This window comes from Pseudonocardia sp. (assembly GCF_050250275.1).
Lineage (GTDB): Bacteria > Actinomycetota > Actinomycetes > Mycobacteriales > Pseudonocardiaceae > Pseudonocardia.
This window is the reverse complement of record NZ_JBFWOY010000017.1, coordinates 46,408-68,787: the sequence shown is the minus strand read 5'-3', so window position 1 is coordinate 68,787 and position 22,380 is coordinate 46,408. Positions and strand designations below refer to the sequence as shown.

The window sequence follows — 22,380 nt, the reverse complement described above, 5'->3', positions numbered from 1 at the left end:
AGTCATAGACCGTACCGCGCCCAGAGCGCGCGTATCTCGGCCGCCTCGGCGATTCCCAGCAAAGAGTTCACAGGTGAGAACGTCGCCGCGGCGGCCGGAGCACCGATCCCCAGCCGCGCGAGCAGCGGCCTGCGCGACTCGACGGGCACGATCTCGGCATCCGGGAAGCGCTCCGCGAGTACCGCGCGCGGAGTGCCCAGCCCGTCGATCAGACCCGTCCCGACCGCCCGCGCGCCCGTCCACACCTCACCGGTGAAGAGATCACTCTCCGTGTTCAGACGGTCACCGCGGCGCTCGGTGACCCACGCCGTGAACATGTCGTGGAGCTGGTCCTGCAGGCCTCGCAGCCACTCGACGTCGTCGGGCTTCTCGGGCAGGAACGGGTCGAGCCGCGACTTCGACTCCCCGGCGGTGTGCAGCCTGCGCTCGATGCCGAACCGCTCGATCAGCCCCTGCAGCCCGAAGCCCGCACTGATCACACCGATGGACCCGACGATCGACGTCTCGTGCGCGTAGATCTCGTCTCCGGCGCAGGCCAACCAGTATCCGCCGGACGCCGCGACGTCCTCGCAGAACGCGAGTACCGGCATCTTCTTCTCGTCCGCGAGCCCGCGGACACGGTCGGCGATGAGCGCCGACTGCGTGGGCGCACCGCCGGGCGAGTTGATGAGCAGCGCGACGGCGGCCAGGTTGTCGGGCGCGAAGGCGCGCTCCAGGACCTTGTCGAGCGAGGCGGCGTTGAGCACCGAACGCGGCACCGGGCCGGCCTGCGGGGTGATGACTCCGTGCAACCGGACGAGGGACACGACCCCCTTGGCGGAGCGGTCACCGAGCTTGCCGGGAAGGCGCGACACGATCTTGTCGGGGATGCGCAACGTGTCCATACGACCACCGTACGCGGCGCGCGGCGTCCACCCAGTGAGAGTTGTCCGGCCTCAGGCGCGGATGCCCACGCGGAACTTCGGGACCCTCAGCGTGATCTTCATCCCGGCCCCGATGTTCGTGTCGACGACGAGACCGAAATCATCTCCGAAGGCCGACCGCATCCGGTCGTCGACGTTGCCGAGGCCGACGTGCGCGCCGGACAGATGGGCGTCGTCGAGATCCTCGGTGAGCCGCGCCGGGTCCATGCCGACGCCGTCGTCCTCGACGATGATGACGCACTCGGAGCCCGCGTTCTCCGCGGTGATGGTGATCGTGCCGCCCTGCGGCTTGCCCGACAGACCGTGCCGGACCGCGTTCTCGACGAGCGGCTGCAGCGCCAGGAACGGCAGGACGACGTTGAGCACCTCGGGCGCGATCTGCAGCTTGATGTTGAGCCGGTTGCCGAAGCGGGCCTTCTCCAACGCGATGTAGCGCTCGATGTTGGTGAGCTCGTCGGTCAGCGTCGTGTACTCGCCGGCAGTCCGGAACGAGTAGCGGGTGAAGTCGGCGAACTCGATCAGCAGCTCGCGGGCGCGCACCGGGTCGGTGCGGATGAACGAGGCGATCGTCGTCAGCGCGTTGTAGACGAAGTGCGGCGAGATCTGGGCGCGCAGGGCGCGGACCTCGGCGCGGGCCAGGCGCTGCCGCGACTCGTCGAGCTCGGCCAGCTCGAGCTGGCTGGACACGTAGCGCGCGACCTCGGCGGTGGCCCGCAACAGGACCGGGCCCGCGGTGGCCGTCGTGAGGGCGGCCAGCGTGCCGACGATCGCGCCGTCGGTCTCCAGCGGCACGACCACGATGCCGCGCACCTCGCAGCCCGGGTGGTCGCACGAGATGGAGCTGTGCGAGGCCACCTGCTGGCGGCCGGTGGAGATGACCTGGTCGGCGAGGGTGACGACGTCGGGCTCGTGCTGGTCGGCGTCGCCGTCCCACGCCAACGTGTTGCCCTTGGCGTCGGTCATGGTGAGCGCGCAGGTGTCGAGCAGGACCTTCAGGTAGGGCAGCGCGAAGTTCGCCGAGTTGGGTGACAGGCCCTCCCGCAGCGCGGGCGCGGCCAGGGCGACGGTGTGCAGCGTCGCGAACGTGGCGCGCTCGAGCGGGGTGGCGAAGGTGTTGCGCCGGGCCCGTCGCAGCTGCAGGAACAGCACGACCAGCAGGACGATGATGACGACACCGACGAGGACCAGCAGCGCTGTCGGCGAGCTCAGCAGCTCTCCCACGACGGCTCCCTCACCTCACCAGCCTGGACAGGCGCCGGTCGGCGAGCGGTTTGCCTCCGGTCTGACAGCCGGGACAGTACTGGAACGATCTGTCGGCGAAGGACACCTCCCGGACGGTGTCGCCGCAGACGGGGCACGGCAGGCCGGTGCGGGCGTGCACCCGCAGCCCCGAGCGCTTCTCGCCCTTCAGCTCGGCCGCACCCTGGCCGACTGACCGTCCGACGGCGTCGGTGAGCACCGACTGCACCGCCTCGTGCAGGGCGTCGACCTGCTCGGGCTTGAGCCGGCCCGACACGGCGTAGGGCGAGAGCCGCGCGGTGTGCAGGATTTCGTCGCTGTAGGCGTTGCCGATCCCGGCGACGGTCTTCTGGTCGACGATCAACGTCTTGATCCGTTCGGTGTGCCCGGCCAGCAGCTCGGCGAGCTCGTCGCGGCTCAGGGCGAGCGCGTCGGGACCCAGCCGCGCGATGCCCGGGACCTCCTGCGGGTCGTGCACCAGGTAGACGGCGAGGCGTTTCTGCGTGCCGGCCTCGGTGAGATCGAACCCCGGGCCGCCGACGGCGTCGAGGTGCACGCGCAGCGCGAGCGGGCCGCGGCCGGGCTTGGGCGGGGCGGCCGACGCCTGCTCGTGCCAGCGCATCCAGCCCGCGCGCGACAGGTGGGTGATGAGGTCGAGCTCCTCGCCGGGCCGGTCGTGGAACTCGACGGCCAGGAACTTCCCGTAGCGCGCCGCCCCGGTCACGACCCGGCCCGCGAGCGCCGACACGGGCGGGTCGAACGTCTTGAGCACGCTCATGCTCGCGATGTCGACCCGCGCGACCGGGCGGTAGATCGCGTGGTCGCGCAGGTGCTGGGCCAGCGCCTCGACCTCGGGGAGCTCGGGCACGTCAGTTCACCGGCTGCAACGGACTGTCGGAGTGTCCCGGCGTCGCGCGCGTGCGCAGGCTGCGGACGACGACCCGCATCTCCTCCTTCGCCCGCGAGCGGCCCCGCACCATCCCGGACCAGTGCTCGGCGGGCAGGTCGGCGTCGTAGCTGCCCTCGGTCTCGGCGACGATCGTGTACGGCCGGCGCAGGTACCAGCGGAACGGGAAGAACAGGATCGCGACGGCGGCGATGAACCACAGGTAGAAGGGCACCGAGACCAGCGACGGCTTCCAGAAGATCAGCACGACCCAGAACAGCAGCAGCGACGACAGGATCATGATCGCGGCGCCGCGGCCGCCGTCGACGTCGTGCTCGAACTCGTCCCCGACCGCGGGGGTCGACCACTCGATGTTCATCCGCACCGACCAGCTGCGCCCGTCGGCCCCGGCGACCGTCTTCGATGCCATCGTCCCCGCCGTTCCCGCAGTTCGTCCCTACCGACGCCACTATCCCACGCCTGCGCAACGCGGGGTGATCATCGACGCGGGATCGGCGCCGGTCAGCGCCGGGCCGGTCAGCGCAGGGCGGAGCCGCCGCAGGCCGCGGCCACACCGCTGCGGTCGGCCGCGCCGGGCGCCAGCACCTGGGTCACGACGAGCTGGGCGGGCACCGTGCCGTCGTTGCGCATGACGTGGGGCTCCGCGTCGGGCACGAAGACGGCCTCGCCGGCGCCGACACGCCGGGGGGCGCACTGCTCGGCCGTCTGCACGGTCAGTTCACCGGCGTTGACGATCGTCGTCTCGAAGCCGGGGTGGCGGTGCCAGCCGGTGGACTCGCCGGGGGCCAGTTCGACGGTGCGGACGGAGACGTCGGCGGGGCCGAGCGTCGTCATCTGGATGCGGGCGGGGAGGGTGCCGCGGCCGACGTCGGCGGTCCCGGCGGGCAGGGGCGGTGGCGGAGCCTGAACGGCGGCGACGGGGCCCGCGGCGGGGGGCGCCGGCGGGGCGTCGTGCCCCAGTTGGCCGGGTTGCGCACAGCCCGCGAGCAGGAGGCCGGCCAGGAGGAGGAGCGGGGCGACGGATCTCGTCGAGCGGCCGAACCTCGTCAACGCCAACCTCCCGGGGGCCTGTCACGTGCACGCCGAGGGTAGTGCCCGTCACGGTGAGTGCTCCCGACCGGGCCGGTTCGGCGCCGTCGACGCGGACGTGGCGCAGGTCTCAGGGACGTCCCGGACGAATGCCGCTGGTCGGGTGAATTCGACTTGCCGACCGGCAGGTAAGAGGAGCATGGTTGCCCCCAGCAACTTCTTGCGTGTTACAAGCAAAGTATTGGTAAAGGATCGGGGGCGCGGCCATGACGAGCGCAGCGATCTCCACGACCGGGCCGACGGCGGACCTCGCCGGCGACCCGGCACCGGGCAACCCCGCGATCATCCCCGGTCCCACCCGGAGCGGCGACCTCACCGACGACGTCGCCGACGACCTCGCCGTGGCCGACGCGCTCGGCTACGAGATCGCCCGGCTGTTCCGCCTGGTCCAGCGCAGCAGCCGCAGCTCCGGCCCCGCCGACCTCGACCGGGCCACCTTCCACGTCCTCGTGCACCTCGCCTCCGCCGACGGCCCCCAGCGGTCCGCCGACCTCGCCGGAGCCCTGTGCACCGACCCGTCGACCGTCAGCCGCCGGGTCGCGGCCCTGGTCAAGCAAGGACTCATCGAGCGGCGCGCCGATCCCGACGACGGCCGCGCCAGCCTGCTCGCCGTCACCGACGACGGCCACGCCGCACTGGAGCAGAGCCGCAGGCACAAGGCCCGCCTCGTCGCCGAGGCCCTCGGCGCGTGGCCCATGGAGAAGCGGCAGGCGCTCGTCACGCTGCTCGCCGACTTCTGCACCGACTTCCAACAGCACGAGCTGCCGGCGGGTACGCCCGCCCGCAGGCACTGAGGGGGAATCCGATGTCGACCGAGGCCGTCGCGCCGCAGCAACAGGCTGCGGGGGCGTCCGCCCCGCCGGAACGCAGCTCCGGCGAGCTCAGCCACAAGCAGATCGTCACCATCCTGGTGGGTCTCGCGCTGGGCATGTTCCTCGCCGCGCTCGACCAGACGGTCGTCTCGACGGCCATCCGCACGATCGCCGACGACCTCGGTGGACTCAGCCTCCAGGCCTGGGCGACCACGGCGTTCCTGATCACCGGCACGATCACCACGCCGCTCTACGGCAAGCTGTCCGACCAGTTCGGCCGCAAGCCGCTGTTCCTGTTCGCGATCTCGATCTTCCTGGTCGGGTCGGTGCTGTGCACCTTCGCGACGTCGATGTACAGCCTCGCCGCGTTCCGCGCGGTCCAGGGCCTCGGCGCCGGCGGCCTGTTCACCCTCGCGCTGACGATCCTCGGCGACATCGTGCCGCCCCGTGAGCGCGCCCGGTACCAGGGCTACATCCTCGCCGTGTTCGGCACCTCCAGCGTCATCGGCCCGGTCATCGGCGGCGTGCTGTCCGGCCAGGCCACCATCGCCGGCATCGACGGCTGGCGCTGGATCTTCCTGGTCAACGTCCCGATCGGCGCCGTCGCACTCGTCGTCGTGGCCAAGGTCCTCAACCTGCCGCACACCAAGCGCAGCAGGCGCATCGACTGGCCCGGCGCCATCGCCCTCGCCGTCTGCCTCGTGCCGCTGCTGATCATCGCCGAGCAGGGCCGCGAGTGGGGCTGGGGCTCCACGAGCGCCCTCGTCTGCTACGTCATCGGCGCCGTCGGCCTCGTGCTCTTCCTGCTCGCCGAGCGGTTCTACGGCGAGGACGCCCTCGTCCCCCTGCGGCTGTTCCGCAACGGCGTCTTCTCCCTCACCGGCACCGCCGGCTTCGTCATCGGCATGGGCATGTTCGGCGGCATCGTGCTGCTGCCACAGTTCCTGCAGATCGTCCACGGCGCCACCCCGACCGAGTCGGGCTTCCTGATGCTGCCGCTCGTCGCGGGCATCATGGTCGCGTCGATCCTGTCCGGCCAGATCACGTCGCGGACCGGGCACTACAAGATCTTCCCGATCATCGGCACCGCGCTGATGGTCGGCGCGATGATGCTGCTGCACTTCCGGGTCAACGTCGACATCCCGCTGTGGGAGCTCGACCTCTACATGGCGATGCTCGGCCTCGGCCTCGGCGGCTGCATGCAGACCCTCGTGCTCGCCGTGCAGAACGCCGTCCCCGCCCGCGACATGGGCGTCGCCACCGCGTCGTCGACGTTCTTCCGCCAGCTCGGCGGCACGCTGGGCGTCGCGGTGTTCCTGTCGATCCTGTTCTCGACGGTCACCGACAAGATCAGCGACGCCTTCTCCCGGGCCCAGACCGACCCGACCTTCATGGCCGCCGTCGCCGACCCGGCCGTGCGCGCCGACCCGGTCAACGCGCCGTTCTTCGCCGCCCTCAACGGCGGCGCCGACACCTCCGGCGTCCTCAACGACTCGTCGTTCCTGCAGAAGATCGACCCGCGCCTGGCCAGGCCGTTCCTCGAGGGCTTCTCCAACTCGATGACGCTGACCTTCCTCATCGTCGGGTTCATCCTCGTCATCGCGTTCGTGCTGGTCCTGTTCATCAAGGAGCTGCCGCTGCGCACCATGTCCGGCGCCCAGGCCCGGGCCATGGAGGAGGCCGCCGGCGAAGGCGCATCGGTCGGTGCCGTCACGCCCACCCCGCTGGAGGCCGACACCGAGGCCACACCCGCCGGGACCGCCTCCCCGTCCACGAACGGGAACGGGCACAACGGGAACGGTGTCCCGGCCGGGACCGTCGCCGCCGCCGTCGCCGCCGCGGCCACGGGCAACGGGCAGAGCAGCCGGCACGCCCTCCGCTCCGACGGCGCCGCCCCGGCCGTCGACCCCGGCGTCACCGCGCCGATGGCCGCCGTCGTCCCCGGCGGACCCCTCGACGGACCCGCCATCGAGGGCACGGTCCGCCGCGCCGACGGCGCCGGGCTCGCCGGAGCGGTCGTCACCGTCACCGAGCCGACGGGCCGCCAGGCCGCCCGCACCACCTCCGACCAGGTCGGCGAGTACCGGATCGGCGTCCCGACCGGGGGCACCTACCTCGTCGTCGCCGCCTCCGGAGCCTTCCAACCGCACGCCGCGATGGTCGCCGTCGCCGACCGGGCCGTCCGCCACGACGTCACCCTCGCCGGGGCCGGTGGGCTGCGCGGAGTGGTCCGCGTGACCGACGCCACCGGGCAGACCCGCCCGGTGTCCGGGGTCGCCGTCACCCTGATCGACGTGCAGGGCAACGTCTCCGCCGCCACCGTCTCCGACGAGCTGGGCCGCTACCTGCTCGCCGGTGTCCCCGACGGGCAGTACACGCTGACGGCCGCCGGGACCGGGTACCAGCCCATCGCCACCAGCGTCGTGCTCCCCGGCGGCAACGAGATCGTGCAGGACGTCGAGCTGCCGCGGCGTGCCCGGCTGCTCGGGACCGTCGTCGCCGGCTCCACCGGCCGCGGCGTCCCCGAGGCGCTCACCACGCTGATCGACCCGAGCGGCAACGTCGTCGGCTCGACCGTCACCGACGCCGACGGCACCTTCGCCTTCGACGACCTCGCCGAGGGCACCTACACGATCACCGCGAGCGGCTACGCGCCGACCGCATCGGTTGTGCAGGTCACCGCGGGTGGCGCCAGCACTACGGAGATCGCCTTCGCGGCACCGGTCGTCGCCGGGTCGGCCCCGGCGACGGCGCACGGACCCGCGTCCCCCGCTGCTCCGCCGCCCGACCTGCCCGCGGTGCCGGAGGAGCCCGGCTCGCCGACCGGCGGGCGGCTGCGGTGACCGCGGCCATCACCGGAACCCTCACCACACCCGACGGCTGGCCCGTCGGCGGCGGGATGCTCACCGTCGTCGACGGGGCCGGGATCCAGCGCGGACGCGCCGCCGCCCGCCAGGACGGCGGGTTCGTCCTCGACGGCCTCGACACCGGTACCTACACGGTGATCATCGCCGCCCCCGGCCACGAGCCCGCCGCCCGCACCGTCACCCTCACCGGTGCCGCTCCGGCGGCGCTGGGCGTCGTCGAGCTGCCCCGCGTCGGCGGGCGGGTCCTCCCCGCCCCCGGCACGTGGCAGATCGACCCCGTCCACTCCAGCATCCGCGCGACGGCCATGCACCTGGGGCTCACCCCGGTGCACGGCCGGCTGCGCCGCTTCGACGGCCGCATCCAGGTCGCCGACCCGCTGGAGAACAGCTCCGTCGAGGTCGTCATCGACCCGAGCGGCGTCGACTCCGACGACGACACCCGCGACGCGCACCTGCGCAGCGCGGACTTCCTCGACGTCGACGTCCATCCGGAGATCCACTTCAAGAGCGACGGCCTCACCCGCCGCGACGCCACCCACTGGCGCGTCGACGGGATCCTGACACTCAAGGGCGTCAGCGCCGCCGTCCCCCTCGACGTCACCTACCGCGGCAGCGGCCCCGACCTCTGGGGCGGCACCCGCGCCGGCTTCTCGGCCACCACCGAGATCTCCCGCGACGACTTCGCGATCAGCTGGAACCAGTCCGTGCTGGCCGGGGTGCTCGCCGTGGGCCGGACGCTGCGGATCGACATCGACATCCAGGCGTTCCGGACCTGACCTCCGTTTCCGGCCCTGGGCCGGGTGGCGCCGACCCCGACCAGGGCTGGTACGGCGGGGCGACGCCCCCGCCCCGGCGCGGGACCGGTGCGTGTTCGACGAACGTCGGATGCGTCGCCCGAGTTGTGCACCGCCGGCCGGGTGCCCCACGCCGCCTACCCCGTGATCGCCGCACGGAACTCGGGGTCGTCGGGCAGGCCGGCGTCGCCGGCGCGAAGTCTCCACCTGTCGACGGCGGAAAGGGCCTACCCTCCCTCATCACGCGGCACAACGGCGGGGAGGCGGCGATGGCAGAACGGGGCGAGGCGTCCGTCGAGACGTTGGAGGCGATCACGGCGGCGTTCAACGCACACGACCTGGACGCGATCATGGAGTTCTTCGCCGAGGACTGCTCGTTGGACATGCCCAGGGGCCCCGAGCCGTGGGGGCAGCGCCTCACCGGCAAGGACGCCGTACGGGCGGGCCTGGCCACCCGCTTCGCGGGACTTCCCGACGTGCACTACGGGGAGGACAGGCACTGGGTCAGCGGCGACCTCGGCATCTCCGAATGGCTCCTCACAGGCACGAGGGCCGACGGCGAGAAGGTGTGTGTCCGCGGCTGCGACCACTGGGAGTTCCGCGGTGGTGAGGTGGTTCGCAAGGACTCCTACTGGAAGATCGTCGACCCCCCGGCCCGGACGACCGACTCCTGACGCGCGCCGCCGTGTCGTCCGGCCGCTACCGGAAGTCCAGCGTCGGCGTCAGCACGCCCTCCAGGGCCAGCAGCCACTCCTTGGCCGGCAGGCCCCCGCCGAACCCGCCCAGGGCCAGCTTCCCGCCACCCGCCGACGTCAGCACCCGGTGACACGGCACCACCACCGGCACCGGGTTCGACCCCATGATCGAGCCGACGCCGCGAGCGGCCGACCAGCTCTCCGCGAACGCCCCCGACATCTCCGCCAGCTCCCCGTACCCGACGACCCGCCCGTACGGCACCTGCTCGTGCAACGTCCGGAGCACCGTCAGCCGCGAACCGCGCATGCTGCGCCAGTCGATCCGCAGGTCGAACACCCGGCGACGGCCGTCCAGGTACTCCGCGAGCTGGGCTGCGGCGTCACGGGTGCGCGCCTCGTCGACGACGAGCTCCTCCCCCAGCACCCCCGCCAACGCCTCGAGCGTGCCGGTCCCGGAGCCCCACCCGACATGGGCCAGCGCCCCGTCGTCGGCGACGGCGCAGGTCAGCGCCCCGATCGGGGCCGGCGCCGGGACGGTCTGCCATGCGAGCGTCATCACTCTCCCGAGCGAAGTACCTGTCGGACGCCGTGACCCGTTCGGCGCAGCGTCGTTGATCCGTTCGTTGCTCCCCAGCGACGGCGGCCCGGGCGGCGGTCACCGCCCGGGCCCCGGCACCCGCTCGCCGGGGACACCTGACCCGACCGGGCACGACACCCCGGTGCCACCGGTGTTGCAGTAGCCGTTCGGCACCTTCGCCAGGTACTGCTGGTGATAGCCCTCCGCCCAGTAGAACGTCCCCAGCGGCGCGATCTCCGTGGTCACCGGGCCGCGCCGCGCCAGCCGCAACGCCTCGCCGTAGGCAGCCGCCGACGTCTCCGCCTGCACCCGCTGCTCCTCGCCGGCCCAGTACACCGCCGACCGGTACTGGGTCCCGCGGTCGTTGCCCTGCCGCATGCCCTGCGTCGGGTCGTGGCCCTCCCAGAACACCCTCAGCAGGGTCTCGAAGCCGATCTCGTCGGGGTCGAACACCACCAGGACCGCCTCGGTGTGGCCGGTCAGGCCCGAGCACACCTCTTCGTAGGTCGGGTTCTCGGTGAAGCCGCCCGCGTACCCGACCGCCGTCGACCACACACCCGGCGTCCGCCAGAACGTCCGCTCCGCGCCCCAGAAACATCCCATGCCGACGACGGCCGTCTGCAGCCCGTCGGGGAACGGCGGGACGATGCGGTGCCCGTTCACGAAGTGCGCCTCCGGCACCGCCAGCGGCGTCGGCCGGCCGGGGAGCGCCTCGTCCACGGTGACCATCCGCGAGGTGTCCCGCCCGAAGAGCGCCATCCGGCCAGGCTACGCCGCGGCGCGCCACCGCTCCGGCTGTGGCGCAGGGGGAACCCACGGGCGACACCCGGCGCGGACACCGCCGTCGGATGCGGCGCCGTCAGGTGCGCGCCGTCGGGTGCGCGGGTGCCGGTCAGCGCCGGCCGACGCCGATCCAGGAGAAGCCGGCACGGCGCAGGACGTCGGGGTCGAGCAGGTTGCGGGTGTCGACGACCACCCGTCGACCGACGACGCCGCCGAGGGCGTTCCAGTCGAGCTGGCGGAACTCGGGCCACTCGGTGAGGACGACGAGGGCGTCGGCGTCCTTGGCTGCGCGCATGACGTCGTCGGCGACGGTGACGGCGTCGGTCACGCCGGGGACGGCCGCGGGGCAGCCGGGGTCGTAGGCGGTGAGTTCGGCACCTTCGGCGGCGAGGAGTTCGGCGACGGCGAGGGCGGGTGAGTCGCGGAGGTCGTCGGTACCGGCCTTGAAGGTCAGTCCCAGCATGCCGATGCGGGCCCCGGTGAGGGGACCGACGGCTTCACGGACCTTGCCGACCATGATCTCGCGCTGCCGGGTGTTGGTGTCGATGCCGGCGCTGACCAGCGGGAAGTCGAGTCCGGCGGCGGCGGCGACCTGAACGAGGGCGCTGGTGTCCTTGGGCAGGCAGGAGCCACCCCACCCCGGCCCGGGTGCGAGGAAGGCGGCGCCGATGCGGCGGTCGTGCCCCATGCCCTCGGTGACGTCGGCGACGTCGGCGCCGAGGACGTCGCAGAGCTCGGCGAGGGCGTTGACGTAGGACAGCTTGATGGCGAGGAACGCGTTGGCGGCGTACTTGACCATCTCGGCGCTGGCCGCGTCGGTGAGGACGGTCGGGGCGCCGAGGCGGGAGTAGAGGGCGGCGACCCGTTCGGCGGCGTCCTGTTGGTCGCTGCCGACGACGATGCGGTCCGGGTTGAGGAAGTCGTGGACGGCGGAGCCCTCGCGGAGGAACTCGGGGTTGGCGACGACGGCGACGTCGCGGCGGCGCAGGAGGGTGCGGGTGCGGTTCGCGGTGCCGACGGGGACGGTCGACTTGGTGACGACGACACAGCCCGCGGGGATGAGGTGGCGGACCTCGGCGGCGACGGCCTCGACGGCGGCGAGGTCGGCCGCCCCGCCGTCGCCCATGGGGGTGGGGACGCAGAGGAAGAGGACCTCGACGGGGTCTTCGTCGCGGCGGGCGACGGCCGCGGCGGCGCCGACGCAGAACTGGAGGCGGCCGGCGGCGGTGCCTTCGGCGACGAGGTCGGCGAGGCGGGGTTCGAGGATGCCGATGTCACCTGCCTGGAGGCGTTCGACCTTGGCGACGTCGATGTCGGCGCAGACGACGCGGTGGCCGAGGTGCGCGAGGCAGGCGGCGGTGGTGAGGCCGACGTACCCGGCCCCGACGACGGCGATGCGGCGTGCGAACACGGGGGAACTCCTCGCGGCGACGAGCGGGCGCCTGGTGGGGCGGCCCCTGACGGGACGATCGTCTGCTCGGCCGGCGGATGCGAGGTGAACAGCTGCCGGGCGCGTCGGAGGCGGTCGTGTGAACCCGGGATGCCCTGCCGCGGCCGACTCACACCTCAGAGATCTGCCGCCAGCGGGACGTTCTCGATCGCGGGCGAGGTCATCCACTCGCGCAGCGCGCGGGTGGCGCCGACGTCGTCCTCGTTGTACTCGAGCAACCTGATGCGCTGCACCGGGTCGGGGGTGCCGCCGTCGAGGGCGACGGCGTCGCGGTACCAGCGCATGGAGTTCTCGCCGCCGGCTTCGGCGTCGCGCCAGGCGAATCCGGCGGCGGGGGCGATCCGCTTGAGGCCCTTCCCGTGTGCGCAGAGGAACCACTCGTTGACGACGGCGAAGAGGTCGACCCAGGAGTCGGCGTCGATGAACGCCTGGACGTCGGCGATCGGGGGGATGCCGGGCCTGCCGGCGAAGCGTTCGGCCGAGCCGAGGAGCCAGCGGTTCTCGGCCTGTTCGTTGTAGCAGTAGGCGGCGAACGTGCGCCCGCCTGCGAGGGCGGCGTCGCGGACGCCGGTGATCCAGGTCCAGAACTCGGCGAAGGAGCGGGCCTCGTCGTCGGTGGGGACGGGTTCCCAGGTGGCGAAGGCGCGGTAGCCGGCGGGTTCGTCGCCCGCGCGGGCGCCGCCGGGGTAGGTCAGGAGCACGCCCCACATGTAGGCGCCCGCTTCGCCGAAGCTCTCCATGTCGACGTCGACCTCGACGTCGGCGCGGGTGACGGGCACGGTGGGCACCCGGCGGACGACGGACAGCCCGCGTAGCCAGGCCCGGGCGAGGGCGACGGTGTCGGCGAAGGCCATGCCGGGCAACGGGACCGGCGGCTCCTCGGTGGGGTCCATCGCGGCGAGCTGGGCGACGGTGACGACGTCGGCGGTGCGCAGCGCGGTGGCGGCCTCGCCGCGGACCACGAGGCTGACGTCCTGCCCGTCGGCCAGTTCGGCCTCGCAGGTGGGCCACCAGGGGCAGCGCCGGCACTCGGTGACACGGGAGGGCAGGGCCAGTGCGGGACCGCCGGTGGTGGCGGCGACGGCGACGGCGACGCGGTCGGCGAAGCGGGCGTCGTACTCGGCCATGGTGCTGCGGCCGCCGGGCCAGTGTTCGACGGTGAGGTCGTGCCAGACGACGACGTCGCCGTCGAGCCCGACCACGCCGCCCGTGGCGGCGGCCGCGACGTCGGCGGGTGGGGCCCAGCCCGCGGCACCGAGCATGCGGGTGAGGTGGGCGAGGCGCAGCAGGTCGCGCGGCTGGGAGCGGACCTTGCGGGTGGGGTCGGGGCGGGCGCGGCCGGGGAACGGCTCGAGCAGCGGCGACGTCAGCGCGCCCTGGCCGGGGTCGGTGACCCGGTGGCGCACGACGAGGACGGGCACGTAACCGCCGCCGGGCACGCGGACCAGCAGTTCGGCTCCCCCGCGGCGGCCGCCGGCACGGTCGCGCGGGAGCTGCGCGTTCCAGACGAGGCCGGCGCCGGCGGCGACCGCGACGGCGGTGGCCTCGGCGCGTTCGCGGGCGGGTGCGTCGCCCGGGACGGTGGCCCACAGGTCGCGGTGCGCGGCGCCGAGGAGCTCGCCGACCCGGTCGCGGTGTTCGCGGGCGTCGGCCCGGCGCTGTTCGAGGGACGGATCGGGCAGGGCGCGCGGTGCGTCGGCCACCGCCGGGTCGTGGTCGAGGTGGACGCGGCGGCGGCATCGGGTGGTGACCGACGCGTCGAGCGAGACGCCGGTGACGGCGGCCGCACCGGTGTTCCGGAACGGCGCAACCGTCACCGTGTCCCGCACCGTGTCCGCCGTCGGGGTCTCGTTCACCGTCACACGCCCGAGGGTAGAGACCGGCACCGACAGCCTCCGCGCCTGCCACCGGCGCGTCAGGGCTCTAAGGTGGCCCGGACCGAGCGCGCACCCGGCCGGCGGGGACGCCCGGCGCATGAGGAGGACGGCATGGCACTGCTGGGACGGCGCGGAAGCAGGTCGGCCGGCACGCAGGCCGGCACGCAGTCCGCCGGGAAGCAGGCGAAGGCCGCCCGCAAGGCTGTGAAGGCGCAGAAGAAGGCGGCGGCCGAGGCGGCCGCTCTCGCCGCGTCGCTCGACAAGGCCCGGGCCAAGGCCGCGAAGAAGATCGCGGGCGCGGACATCAAGGCGGCGAAGGCGCTCGCGTCGGCGGACAGGAAGACGGCGAAGGCGGCGAAGAAGACGGGCCGCCGGGTCGGCTCGGCGGAGGACACCGCCGTCAACGCGGTGGCGAGCGCGACGGCACTCGCCCCCGCGAAGATCACCCGGGCGGTCGCCGTCGGCAAGGTCCTGGTGCCGTTGGTGGTGCCGTACGCGCTGGCGGCGGCGGGGACGGCCCGCGCGGCGTGGGACGACCGGAAGGCCCGCAGGCTGGGCGTCCCGGCCGACCAGCTGGGCGCCTACACGGGTCGCGGCGGCGCGCTGCACGCCCGGATCTCGCGGATCGCGGAGGCGCTGCCGGAGCTGACGGCCGAGGGCGACGCGCAGACCACCGAGGCCGGTCGTCGGTTCGCGGCGGACACCGGGCCGCGGCTGGCCGATCTGTCGGTCGCCGTCCGGGCCGCCGAGCAGATGCCGACGGCCCGGCGGCGCACCGCGTTCCGTGCCGTCGCGGGCGAGCTGGACCGGCTGGAGAGCGAGCTGCTGGGCCACCTGGGAGTGCGCGTCCCGGGCTGACCGCGGGTCACGGCCGTGCGGGCCGGTCGGGGTCACCGGCTACCGTTCCTGCCATGAGGCGCGGCCCCGGGACCCGTGCCGCGGTCGCGCGCGCCCCGCGCCACGACCGCGGCCGTGCTCCCGTGCGCGCCCGCCGCGCCGGGCCGTTGCGCGGGCTGCGGGGGGTGGCGGTCGCGTCGGCCGCGGCGCTGATCACGGGTGTCGCGCACGTCGCCGGCGGTGGGGCACTGCCCGACCTGGGCCTGCTGCTCGTCCTGTTCCCGCTGCTCGCGGCCCTGATCGTCAGCCTCGCCGACGCGTGTCGCAGCATCGGCGGGGTCCTGGGGGTCCTCGCCGCGGGGCAGCTCGCGATGCACGCCGTGCTGGAGGTCATCGGACACTCGCACGTCGCCGGGGATGCGGGTCCGGCGGGCAGCTGGTCGATGTTCGCCATGCACGCGGTGGCGACGGTCGCGCTCGGGCTGCTCATCCGCGACGCGGACCAGGTGCTCGAACTGCTCGTCTCGGCGCTGGCGCGGGTCCTCCCCCGCCGGTTGCTGGTCCCACCGGCCGATCGGCCGCTCGCCACCTTCGCGGTGGCGTGTCCGGCCGTCGTGGGCGCGACGGAGCGGGCCGCGCTCGGCCCGCGGACCCTTCGGGGGCCTCCGAACCGGGTGTGAACCGACCTTCACCCCACTTCACCGCCGCCGACGTGTGGCGGTCCCAGTCAACGGAGTTCCCATGTTCGGATCCCTGCGCCGTTCCGCCCTGCGCGGCGGCGTCGTGGCCGCGGTCGTCGCCGGTGTGGCGCTCGCCGCGGCCTCCCCGGCCCTCGCCCACGTCACGGCCCAGCCGGGCACCGCCCAGCAGGGCGGCTACACGGTGATCACCTTCCGCGTGCCCAACGAGTCGGACACCGCGGGCACGACGAAGGTCGAGGTGACCTTCCCGGTCGACCACCCGGTCACCTCGGCACGCACCACCCCGCAGCCCGGCTGGGACGCGGTCGTGACCAAGGGCGTGCTGCCCAGACCGATCGAGCGCGACGGCGCGCAGATCACCCAGGCCGTGACCACCGTGACGTGGACGGCCCAGCCCGGCACGCGGATCGGCCCGGGCCAGTACGTCGACTTCCCGCTGTCGGTGGGCCCGCTGCCTGAGGACACGACGAGCCTCGCGTTCCCGGCCGCCCAGACCTACGACGACGGCAGGGTCGTCAACTGGAACGAGACGCAGCAGCCCGGCGGGGCGGAGCCGCAGCACCCGGCGCCGACCGTCACGCTGACCCCGGCCACCGCCGGCGGGCACGGTGGTCACGACGCCGCGGCGGCGACCAGCGGCGACTCCGGCCCGGCCGGCACCACCGACACCACCGCCCGCTGGCTCGGCGGCATCGGCCTGCTGCTCGGTGCGCTGGGCCTCGGGCTCGGCGCCGGCTCGGCGCTGCGCAACCGCAAGCCCTCCGGTGCACCGTCGAAGGGCGAGGACAAGGTGACCACGTCGTGACCCGCGTGGCGCGGCTCGCCGGGCGGGTGGCGGCCGTCGTGGTCGCCGCCGGCCTCGCGTTGTTCCTCGGCGTGGGCCCCGCGCTCGCCCACGCCCAGCTCGAGGGCAGCGACCCGCCCGACGGCTCGTCGCTCGCGACGGGGCCGACGTCGGTGACGATCCGCTTCAGCGACACCATGCAGGCGGGCTTCAACACCGTCACCGTGATCGGCCCCGACCGGCTGGCCTACCAGGACGGCGACGCCGTCGCGGCCGCCGACTCCGTCACGGTCAAGGTGAAGCCGCTCGGCCCGGCCGGGAAGTACGACATCGGCTACCGCGTGGTGTCCGACGACGGGCACCCCGTGTCGGGCGTCCTGTCGTTCACGTTGACGCAGGCCGGCCCGGGGACCGGGGTGCCGGTCAGCGGCGCCCCGCAGCCGGCCGACGCGGCGGTGGGCGACGCGGCCGCCGACCCGGGGTCCGGTGGGGCCCCGGTGTGGCCGTGGATCGTCGGCGCGGTCGTGCTCGTCGCCGGCGGAGTCACCCTCGCGCTACGGCTCGGGAAGAACTGATGCAGAGGGCGACCGCGCGGCCCGGCACCACGTCCCGGCTGCTGCCGGTGCTGTGGGCCGGGCTCGCGGTCGCCGCCGCCGTCGTCGCGGGGGTGCTGGCCGACGCGTTGAGCAGTTCGACGTTCTCGGCCCGCATCGCGACGGCGGTGACGCGCTCCGGCATGGACGTCGCCGGCATCGCCTGTGTCGGCCTGGGCCTGCTGGCGGCGCTCGTGCGGACCCGGGGTGTGTCCGAGCGCGACATCCGGACCCTCGACCGCAGGCTCGACCGCGCGATCGTCGCCGTCGGCGGGGCGTGGCTGGTCGTCGTGTTGTGCGACACCGCCTTCCGGGCCGCCGACGCGTACGGGCGGCCCGTCACCGCCGTCGGCGGCGGCGAGCTGCTGCGCTGGGCGACGTCGCTGGCGTCGGGCCGCGGCCTGGTGCTGACGGCGGCGTGCGTGCTCGTCGTGATCGGCTGCGCGACGGCACGGCTGGTCCGTGAGGGTGCCGTCCCGCCGCGGGCCGCGCTCGTCGCGGCGCTGCTGGGGCTGCTGACCCCGGCGGTGACGGGGCACGCCGGGACGTCCTCGGACCACGAGCTGGCCGTGATCATGTCGGCGCTGCACGTCGCGGCGGCGTCGGCGTGGGTCGGGGGGCTGGCGGCGATGCTGCTGTTCCTCGGTGGCCGCCGCGCCCTGCTCGATCCGGTGGTGCCGCGGTTCTCGCGGTTGGCGACGTTCTGCATCATCGGCGTCGGCATCACCGGTGTGCTCAACGCGCTGCTGCGCCTGCCCTCCGTCGGCGCCCTCGTGACCGGTGGATACGGCTGGCTGATCATCACGAAGGTGGTGCTGCTCGCCGGGATCGCGGTGCTCGGCAACGCCGCGCGCCGTCGTCTGGCCGCCGGTCGCTTCCCGGTTCTGCGCTGGGCCGCGGTCGAGGTCACGCTGATGGCGCTGGCCGTCGGCGTGGCGGCTGCCCTCACCCAGACCGCGTGACGCCGCAGCAGCGAGTGTTCAGCGCGCCGTGTCCGAGCGGTAGGTCTCCAGGAGCCGCAGCCAGACCTCGCTGATCGTCGGGAACGCCGGCACGGCGTGCCACAGCCGGGCCAGGGGTACCTCGCCGACGACGGCGATCGTCGCGGCGTGGACCATCTCGGCGACGTCCTGGCCGACGAAGGTGACACCGAGCAGCACCTCGCGTTCGGTGTCGACGACCATCGTCGCGCTGCCGGTGTAGCCGTCGGCCTGCAGGGACGAGCCGGCGACGGCAATGTCGATCTCGACGACCCGCACCGGCAGTCCGGCCTCGCGCGCCGCGACCGAGGTGAGGCCCACGGACGCGACCTCGGGGTCGGTGAAGACGACCTGCGGGACGGCGGCGTGGTCTGCGGTGGCGGAGTGTTCGCCCCACGGCCCGGTGTCCAGCGGCGTCCCGGCGGCGCGGGCGGCGATCGCGGCGCCGACGATGCGGCCGGCGTACTTGCCCATGTGGGTCAGCGGGGCCCGGCCGGTGACGTCGCCGGCGGCGTAGAGCCAGTTCCCGTGGGCGAGCCCGGAGTCGTCGACGGTCAGTGGGGCGCCCGGTTCGAGGCCGATGGTGTCGAGGCCGATGTCGGCGGTGTTCGGCCGGCGGCCGGTGGCGACGAGCAGCTCGTCGACCTCGACGCGCTCGTCGCCGAGGTGCAGTACGACGGAGCCGTCGGGGCCGGGCGAGACGGCGTCGAGGCCCTGGTCGAGGCGGACGTCGATGCCCTCCTCCCGCATGGCGGCGGCGACCCGCTGTCCCGCAACGGGTTCGGCGGACGGCAGCAGCCGCGGGCCGTGGTTCACCAGGGTGACGCGGGAGCCGAGCCGGGAGAACGCCTGTGCCAGCTCGCTGCCGACGACGCCACCGCCGAGCACGCCGAACCGCGCCGGGACCGACGCGGCGCCGGTGGCCTCCCGCGATCCCCAGGTGCGCACGGAGTCCAGGCCCTCGACGGGCGGGCGGACGGGCACGCTCCCGGTCGCGACGACGACGGCGTGCCGGGCCCGCAGCACCCGGTCCCCGACGCGGACGGCCCGTTCCCCGTCGAGCCTGCCGACGCCGCGGACGACCGCGATACCCGCGCCCGCGGCCCATTCGACCTGGCTCGTGTCGTCGAGGTCGTGGACGAAGGAGTCGCGCCGGGCGAGGACGGCGGCGGGGTCGAGCTCGGCGCGCACCCCGGGCAGCCGCCGTGCCGCGGCGACGGCGTGCCCGGTGCGCAGCAACGTCTTCGACGGGATGCACGCCCAGAACGAGCATTCGCCGCCGACGCGTTCCGACTCGACGAGGGCGGCCGTCAGGCCGTTGCGGATCGCGTAGTCGGCGGCGTTCTCCCCGGTCGGCCCGGCCCCGATGACGACGACGTCGAACTCGTCGCCGTCGAGCCCGTCGGCGTCGGTCTCCGGCGGGGTCATCGGAGGGCCGCAGCGACGGCGGCGGTGATCGGGGTGTCCCCGCCGACGGCGTCGAGGACGAGCCCGGCGGTCGCGGGCGTGTCGAGCAGGGCGACCAGCACCGCGGCCGTGTCGTCGCGGGTGATCTCGCCGTACTCGAGTCCGGGCGGGCCGAGCCGGACCGTGCCGGTGCCGGCGTCGTCGGTGAGGCGGCCGGGTCGCAGGAAGGTCCAGTCGAGGTCGGTGGCGCGGACGGCGTCCTCGGCGGCCTTCTTGGCGCGGACGTAGGCAGTCCACTGTTCGCCGCGCCCGGCGTCGGGTTCGTCGTCGATCCCGATGGCGGACACCAGCAGATAGCGACGGACGCCTGCGCGGGCACAGGCGTCGGCCAGCAGCGTGGCGGCGGCCCGGTCGACGGTGTCCTTGCGGGCGACGCCGCTGCCGGGCCCGGCACCGGCGGCGAAGACGACCGCGTCGGCCCCCTCCAGATGCCGCGCGAGTGAGGCGGCGTCGGACTCCTCCAGGTCGACGACGGCTGCTGTCGCGCCTGCGGCGCCCACGTCGTCGACGTGCGCGGGGTTGCGCACGAGTCCGACGACCTCGTCACCGCGCGCGGCCAGCAGTGTCGCCAGCCGCAGCGCGATCTGTCCATGTCCTCCGGCGATCACGATGCGCACGGGCCGGACGCTAGTCCTGTTTCGCCCGGACCGGCTTGAGCGTCCACACGACCGTGACGGTCGCGCAGTCGGTCCCGGCGGCGTCGCGGACGGTGACGTCGACGGTGAACTCCGGCCGCGTCCCCGCGTCGAGCTCGGCGAGGACCTCGGCAGCCGGGCGGGCGAGGACGGCCTCGGCGGTGAGCGGCCCGCGGGCGAGCGCCCGGTAGCGCACCGACGAGCTGACGACCAGCGGCGTCGCCCGCTCGGCGGTGGCCCCGAACGCCGCCAGCCCGACGGCTCCGGAGGCCGTCTCGGCGAGGCCGAAGATCATCGCGGCGTGTGGGCCGCCGACGTGGTTGTGCAGGTCGGGCCGGTCCGGAAGGCTGCACACCGCGCGGGCGGCGTCGACCCGGTCGAACTCGACGCCGCTGCTGCGCACCCAGGGGACACCGGAGGTCATCGCGCCGGCCACCCAGTCGAAGTCGCTCACACGGCCGCACGTTACTCGCGAGTAACGCTGATAGGTTCCGCACCTCGAAACAGACATACGGGATAGGGGCGGGTCATGACCGCAACGGCTTCCACTGTTCCCAGCGTCGCCCGGCTGTTCCACGACCGCGTCTTCGCCTCGGCCGACCGCGAGGCCTTCCGCGTCCCGGAGCCCGACGGAACCTGGCGGTCGATCACGTGGGCCGCGACCGGGGAACGGGTCGGCGAGCTCGCCGCCGGCCTCGTCGCACTCGGCATCGAGGCCGGCGACCGGGTGGCCGTCATGTGCTCCACCCGCTACGAGTGGATCACCTGCGACCTCGCGATCATGTGCGTCGGCGCCGCCACCACCACCGTCTACCCGTCGACGGCCGCGCCCGACGTCGCCTACATCCTCGCCGACTCCGGCAGCCGCGTCGTGTTCGCCGAGGACGCCGAGCAGGTCGCCAAGCTGCGCGCGCACCGCGACGAGCTGCCCGACGTCGGCGCGGTCGTCCTGATCGACGGCACGCCCGCCGACCTGCCCGACGACGACGACCGATGGGTCCTCGGCATCGAGGACGTCGCCGCCCGCGGCCGGTCACTGGCCGAGACCTCGCCCGACGCCGTCGCCAACCGCATCGACGCCATCCGCCCCGACGACCTCGCCACCCTCATCTACACCTCGGGGACGACCGGCAGGCCGAAGGGCGTGCGACTGCCCCAGAAGGCGTGGACCTACCAGGGCGACGCCCTCACCAAGCTCGACCTCGTCCGCGCCGACGACCTGCAGTACCTGTGGCTGCCGCTCGCCCACTCCTTCGGGAAGGTCCTGCTGTCGGCGCAGCTGGCCATCGGGTTCGCCAGCGCCGTCGACGGGCGGGTCGACAGGATCGTCGACAACATGGGCGTCGTGCGGCCCACGATGATGGCCGCCGCCCCGCGCATCTTCGAGAAGGCCCACGCCCGCATCGTCACGACGATCGCCGCCGAGGGCGGGCCCAAGGCGAAGCTGTTCGACTGGGCGATCGCCGTGGGGCGCAAGGTCAGCGACCTCGAGCTCGCCGGCAGACGCGTCCCGCCGCTGCTCGCCGCCCGGCACAAGCTGGCCGACAAGCTCGTCCTGTCGAAGATCCGCGACCGCTTCGGTGGCCGCGTCCGCTTCTTCGTCTCCGGCTCCGCCGCGCTCGCACCCGATCTCGCGCACTGGTTCCACGCCGCCGGGGTGATCATCCTGGAGGGCTACGGCATGACCGAGAACGCCGCGGGCGGATCGGTCAACGAGCTGTCCCGCTACCGGCTCGGGACCGTCGGCAGACCGTTGCCCGGCACCGAGATCAAGATCGGCGAGGACGGCGAGGTCCTGCTCCGCAGTCCCAGCGTCATGACCGGCTACCACAACCTGCCCGACCAGACCGCCGAGGCACTGGACGACGACGGCTTCCTGCACACCGGCGACATCGGCGAGCTCGACGACGACGGCTACCTGCGCATCACCGACCGCAAGAAGGACCTCTTCAAGACCTCCGGCGGCAAGTACGTTGCCCCGCAACCCATCGAAGGCCAGATGCTGGCGGTGTGCCCGTACGTCAGCCAGGCGGTCGTGCACGGCGAGGGCCGCAACTTCTGCACCGCCCTGCTCACCCTCGACCCCGACGCACTGCAGGGCTGGGCGGCGGGTAACGGCCTCGGCGGCCGCGACCACGCGTCGCTGGTGCGCAGCCCCGAGGTGCGGGCCATGGTGCAGGGCTACGTCGACACCCTCAACGGCCGGCTCAACCGGTGGGAGACGATCAAGAAGTTCACGATCCTCGACCGCGAGCTCTCCCTCGAGGAGGGTGAGCTGACGCCGAGCATGAAGATCCGCCGCAAGGACGTGGAGAAGCGCCACCGGGCGGCCCTCGACGCCCTCTACGGAAGCTGACGACTCCCCCGGCC

The 22,380-nt window shown here is 73.8% G+C and carries 22 protein-coding genes; 10 read left to right on the top strand and 12 right to left on the bottom strand.

All coding sequences use genetic code 11. The features are described from left to right. Nucleotides 1-2 precede the first annotated feature (2 nt). The 5 genes from AB7F12_RS16755 to AB7F12_RS16735 form a co-directional block, all read right to left on the bottom strand. Nucleotides 3-884 (bottom strand): S49 family peptidase, encoded by an 882-nt coding sequence (locus AB7F12_RS16755; protein WP_428516619.1) that lies wholly within the window; start codon nt 882-884, stop codon nt 3-5. Nucleotides 885-935: 51 nt separating this feature from the next. Next, nucleotides 936-2,144 carry a sensor histidine kinase gene (locus tag AB7F12_RS16750; RefSeq protein ID WP_147114372.1) on the bottom strand — a complete coding sequence of 403 codons (1,209 nt, stop codon included), beginning with the start codon at nt 2,142-2,144 and terminating at the stop codon, nt 936-938. Between the two features lie 10 nt (nt 2,145-2,154). Next, nucleotides 2,155-3,030 carry an Fpg/Nei family DNA glycosylase gene (locus AB7F12_RS16745; protein WP_428497929.1) on the bottom strand — a complete coding sequence of 292 codons (876 nt, stop codon included), beginning with the start codon at nt 3,028-3,030 and terminating at the stop codon, nt 2,155-2,157. Between the two features lies 1 nt (nt 3,031). After that, nucleotides 3,032-3,478 (bottom strand): hypothetical protein, encoded by a 447-nt coding sequence (locus tag AB7F12_RS16740; protein WP_428497930.1) that lies wholly within the window; start codon nt 3,476-3,478, stop codon nt 3,032-3,034. A gap of 107 nt (nt 3,479-3,585) precedes the next feature. After that, complete coding sequence (locus AB7F12_RS16735; RefSeq protein ID WP_428497931.1) at nt 3,586-4,119, bottom strand: cupin domain-containing protein; 534 nt, start codon at nt 4,117-4,119, stop codon at nt 3,586-3,588. Nucleotides 4,120-4,364: 245 nt separating this feature from the next. Here AB7F12_RS16735 and AB7F12_RS16730 point away from each other — a divergent pair, with 245 nt between their 5' ends. The 4 genes from AB7F12_RS16730 to AB7F12_RS16715 all read left to right on the top strand — a co-directional run bounded on the left by AB7F12_RS16730 (nt 4,365) and on the right by AB7F12_RS16715 (nt 9,305). Continuing rightward, a complete protein-coding gene (locus AB7F12_RS16730) occupies nt 4,365-4,952 on the top strand; it encodes a MarR family winged helix-turn-helix transcriptional regulator (RefSeq protein ID WP_428497932.1) in 588 nt (195 codons plus the stop codon). A gap of 11 nt (nt 4,953-4,963) precedes the next feature. After that, entirely contained in the window at nt 4,964-7,813 is a 2,850-nt protein-coding gene (locus AB7F12_RS16725; RefSeq protein ID WP_428497933.1) for an MFS transporter, read from the top strand. Beyond that, nucleotides 7,810-8,613: a YceI family protein gene (locus AB7F12_RS16720; protein WP_428497934.1), complete on the top strand. Its 804-nt coding sequence runs from the start codon at nt 7,810-7,812 to the stop codon at nt 8,611-8,613. The genes AB7F12_RS16725 and AB7F12_RS16720 overlap by 4 nt, the downstream gene beginning before the upstream one ends. A gap of 287 nt (nt 8,614-8,900) precedes the next feature. Next, nucleotides 8,901-9,305 (top strand): nuclear transport factor 2 family protein, encoded by a 405-nt coding sequence (locus AB7F12_RS16715; protein WP_428497935.1) that lies wholly within the window; start codon nt 8,901-8,903, stop codon nt 9,303-9,305. A 25-nt stretch (nt 9,306-9,330) separates the two neighbouring features. Here the strand turns inward: AB7F12_RS16715 and AB7F12_RS16710 are convergent, their stop codons facing one another. From AB7F12_RS16710 to AB7F12_RS16695, 4 genes are all read right to left on the bottom strand, one after another. Then, entirely contained in the window at nt 9,331-9,882 is a 552-nt protein-coding gene (locus AB7F12_RS16710) for a methylated-DNA--[protein]-cysteine S-methyltransferase (RefSeq protein WP_428497936.1), read from the bottom strand. Nucleotides 9,883-9,981: 99 nt separating this feature from the next. Then, the gene (gene msrA, locus AB7F12_RS16705; protein ID WP_428497937.1) at nt 9,982-10,662 is read right to left on the bottom strand and encodes a peptide-methionine (S)-S-oxide reductase MsrA; all 681 of its coding nucleotides are present in this window, start codon (nt 10,660-10,662) and stop codon (nt 9,982-9,984) included. Between the two features lie 133 nt (nt 10,663-10,795). Continuing rightward, nucleotides 10,796-12,097, bottom strand: a complete 1,302-nt coding sequence (locus AB7F12_RS16700; RefSeq protein ID WP_428497938.1) for a UDP-glucose dehydrogenase family protein — start codon at nt 12,095-12,097, stop codon at nt 10,796-10,798. Between the two features lie 155 nt (nt 12,098-12,252). Next, a complete protein-coding gene (locus tag AB7F12_RS16695) occupies nt 12,253-13,965 on the bottom strand; it encodes a TM0106 family RecB-like putative nuclease (protein ID WP_428497996.1) in 1,713 nt (570 codons plus the stop codon). Between the two features lie 159 nt (nt 13,966-14,124). Here AB7F12_RS16695 and AB7F12_RS16690 point away from each other — a divergent pair, with 159 nt between their 5' ends. The 5 genes from AB7F12_RS16690 (at nt 14,125) to AB7F12_RS16670 (ending at nt 17,890) form a co-directional block, all read left to right on the top strand. After that, nucleotides 14,125-14,871, top strand: coding sequence for a DUF6474 family protein (locus AB7F12_RS16690; RefSeq protein ID WP_428497939.1), 747 nt, complete (start codon nt 14,125-14,127; stop codon nt 14,869-14,871). 53 nt (nt 14,872-14,924) lie between these two features. Further along, nucleotides 14,925-15,530, top strand: a complete 606-nt coding sequence (locus AB7F12_RS16685; protein ID WP_428497940.1) for a hypothetical protein — start codon at nt 14,925-14,927, stop codon at nt 15,528-15,530. 61 nt (nt 15,531-15,591) lie between these two features. Then, nucleotides 15,592-16,356 carry a YcnI family protein gene (locus AB7F12_RS16680; RefSeq protein ID WP_428497941.1) on the top strand — a complete coding sequence of 255 codons (765 nt, stop codon included), beginning with the start codon at nt 15,592-15,594 and terminating at the stop codon, nt 16,354-16,356. Beyond that, on the top strand, nt 16,353-16,910 hold the full coding sequence (locus tag AB7F12_RS16675) for a copper resistance CopC family protein (RefSeq protein WP_428497942.1): 558 nt from the start codon (nt 16,353-16,355) through the stop codon (nt 16,908-16,910). Before AB7F12_RS16680 ends, AB7F12_RS16675 begins: the two co-directional genes overlap by 4 nt. Further along, entirely contained in the window at nt 16,910-17,890 is a 981-nt protein-coding gene (locus tag AB7F12_RS16670) for a copper resistance D family protein (RefSeq protein WP_428497943.1), read from the top strand. Before AB7F12_RS16675 ends, AB7F12_RS16670 begins: the two co-directional genes overlap by 1 nt. An 18-nt stretch (nt 17,891-17,908) precedes the next feature. Here AB7F12_RS16670 and AB7F12_RS16665 read toward each other — a convergent pair whose 3' ends face one another. Genes AB7F12_RS16665 through AB7F12_RS16655 form a run of 3 tightly spaced genes read right to left on the bottom strand, consistent with a single transcriptional unit; the run spans nt 17,909 to nt 20,464 of the window. Beyond that, the gene (locus AB7F12_RS16665; protein ID WP_428497944.1) at nt 17,909-19,336 is read right to left on the bottom strand and encodes a dihydrolipoyl dehydrogenase family protein; all 1,428 of its coding nucleotides are present in this window, start codon (nt 19,334-19,336) and stop codon (nt 17,909-17,911) included. Next, complete coding sequence (locus AB7F12_RS16660) at nt 19,333-19,992, bottom strand: SDR family oxidoreductase (protein ID WP_428497945.1); 660 nt, start codon at nt 19,990-19,992, stop codon at nt 19,333-19,335. Before AB7F12_RS16660 ends, AB7F12_RS16665 begins: the two co-directional genes overlap by 4 nt. 10 nt (nt 19,993-20,002) lie before the next feature. Continuing rightward, a complete protein-coding gene (locus tag AB7F12_RS16655) occupies nt 20,003-20,464 on the bottom strand; it encodes a DUF4442 domain-containing protein (RefSeq protein ID WP_428497946.1) in 462 nt (153 codons plus the stop codon). 75 nt (nt 20,465-20,539) lie between these two features. Between AB7F12_RS16655 and AB7F12_RS16650 the strand changes: the two genes are divergently transcribed. Beyond that, a complete protein-coding gene (locus tag AB7F12_RS16650) occupies nt 20,540-22,366 on the top strand; it encodes an AMP-dependent synthetase/ligase (RefSeq protein ID WP_428497947.1) in 1,827 nt (608 codons plus the stop codon). The last annotated feature ends 14 nt before the right edge of the window (nt 22,367-22,380 follow it).

What these genes read in the sequence shown, in the direction of transcription:
- AB7F12_RS16650 (WP_428497947.1), top strand. Translation starts at nt 20,540, where the DNA reads ATGACCGCAACGGCTTCCACTGTTCCCAGCGTCGCCCGGCTGTTCCAC.
- AB7F12_RS16740 (WP_428497930.1), bottom strand. Translation starts at nt 3,478, where the DNA reads ATGGCATCGAAGACGGTCGCCGGGGCCGACGGGCGCAGCTGGTCGGTG.
- AB7F12_RS16665 (WP_428497944.1), bottom strand. Translation starts at nt 19,336, where the DNA reads ATGACCCCGCCGGAGACCGACGCCGACGGGCTCGACGGCGACGAGTTC.
- AB7F12_RS16725 (WP_428497933.1), top strand. Translation starts at nt 4,964, where the DNA reads ATGTCGACCGAGGCCGTCGCGCCGCAGCAACAGGCTGCGGGGGCGTCC.
- AB7F12_RS16730 (WP_428497932.1), top strand. Translation starts at nt 4,365, where the DNA reads ATGACGAGCGCAGCGATCTCCACGACCGGGCCGACGGCGGACCTCGCC.
- AB7F12_RS16685 (WP_428497940.1), top strand. Translation starts at nt 14,925, where the DNA reads ATGAGGCGCGGCCCCGGGACCCGTGCCGCGGTCGCGCGCGCCCCGCGC.
- AB7F12_RS16755 (WP_428516619.1), bottom strand. Translation starts at nt 884, where the DNA reads ATGGACACGTTGCGCATCCCCGACAAGATCGTGTCGCGCCTTCCCGGC.
- AB7F12_RS16690 (WP_428497939.1), top strand. Translation starts at nt 14,125, where the DNA reads ATGGCACTGCTGGGACGGCGCGGAAGCAGGTCGGCCGGCACGCAGGCC.
- AB7F12_RS16710 (WP_428497936.1), bottom strand. Translation starts at nt 9,882, where the DNA reads ATGACGCTCGCATGGCAGACCGTCCCGGCGCCGGCCCCGATCGGGGCG.
- AB7F12_RS16670 (WP_428497943.1), top strand. Translation starts at nt 16,910, where the DNA reads ATGCAGAGGGCGACCGCGCGGCCCGGCACCACGTCCCGGCTGCTGCCG.
- msrA (WP_428497937.1), bottom strand. Translation starts at nt 10,662, where the DNA reads ATGGCGCTCTTCGGGCGGGACACCTCGCGGATGGTCACCGTGGACGAG.
- AB7F12_RS16680 (WP_428497941.1), top strand. Translation starts at nt 15,592, where the DNA reads ATGTTCGGATCCCTGCGCCGTTCCGCCCTGCGCGGCGGCGTCGTGGCC.
- AB7F12_RS16715 (WP_428497935.1), top strand. Translation starts at nt 8,901, where the DNA reads ATGGCAGAACGGGGCGAGGCGTCCGTCGAGACGTTGGAGGCGATCACG.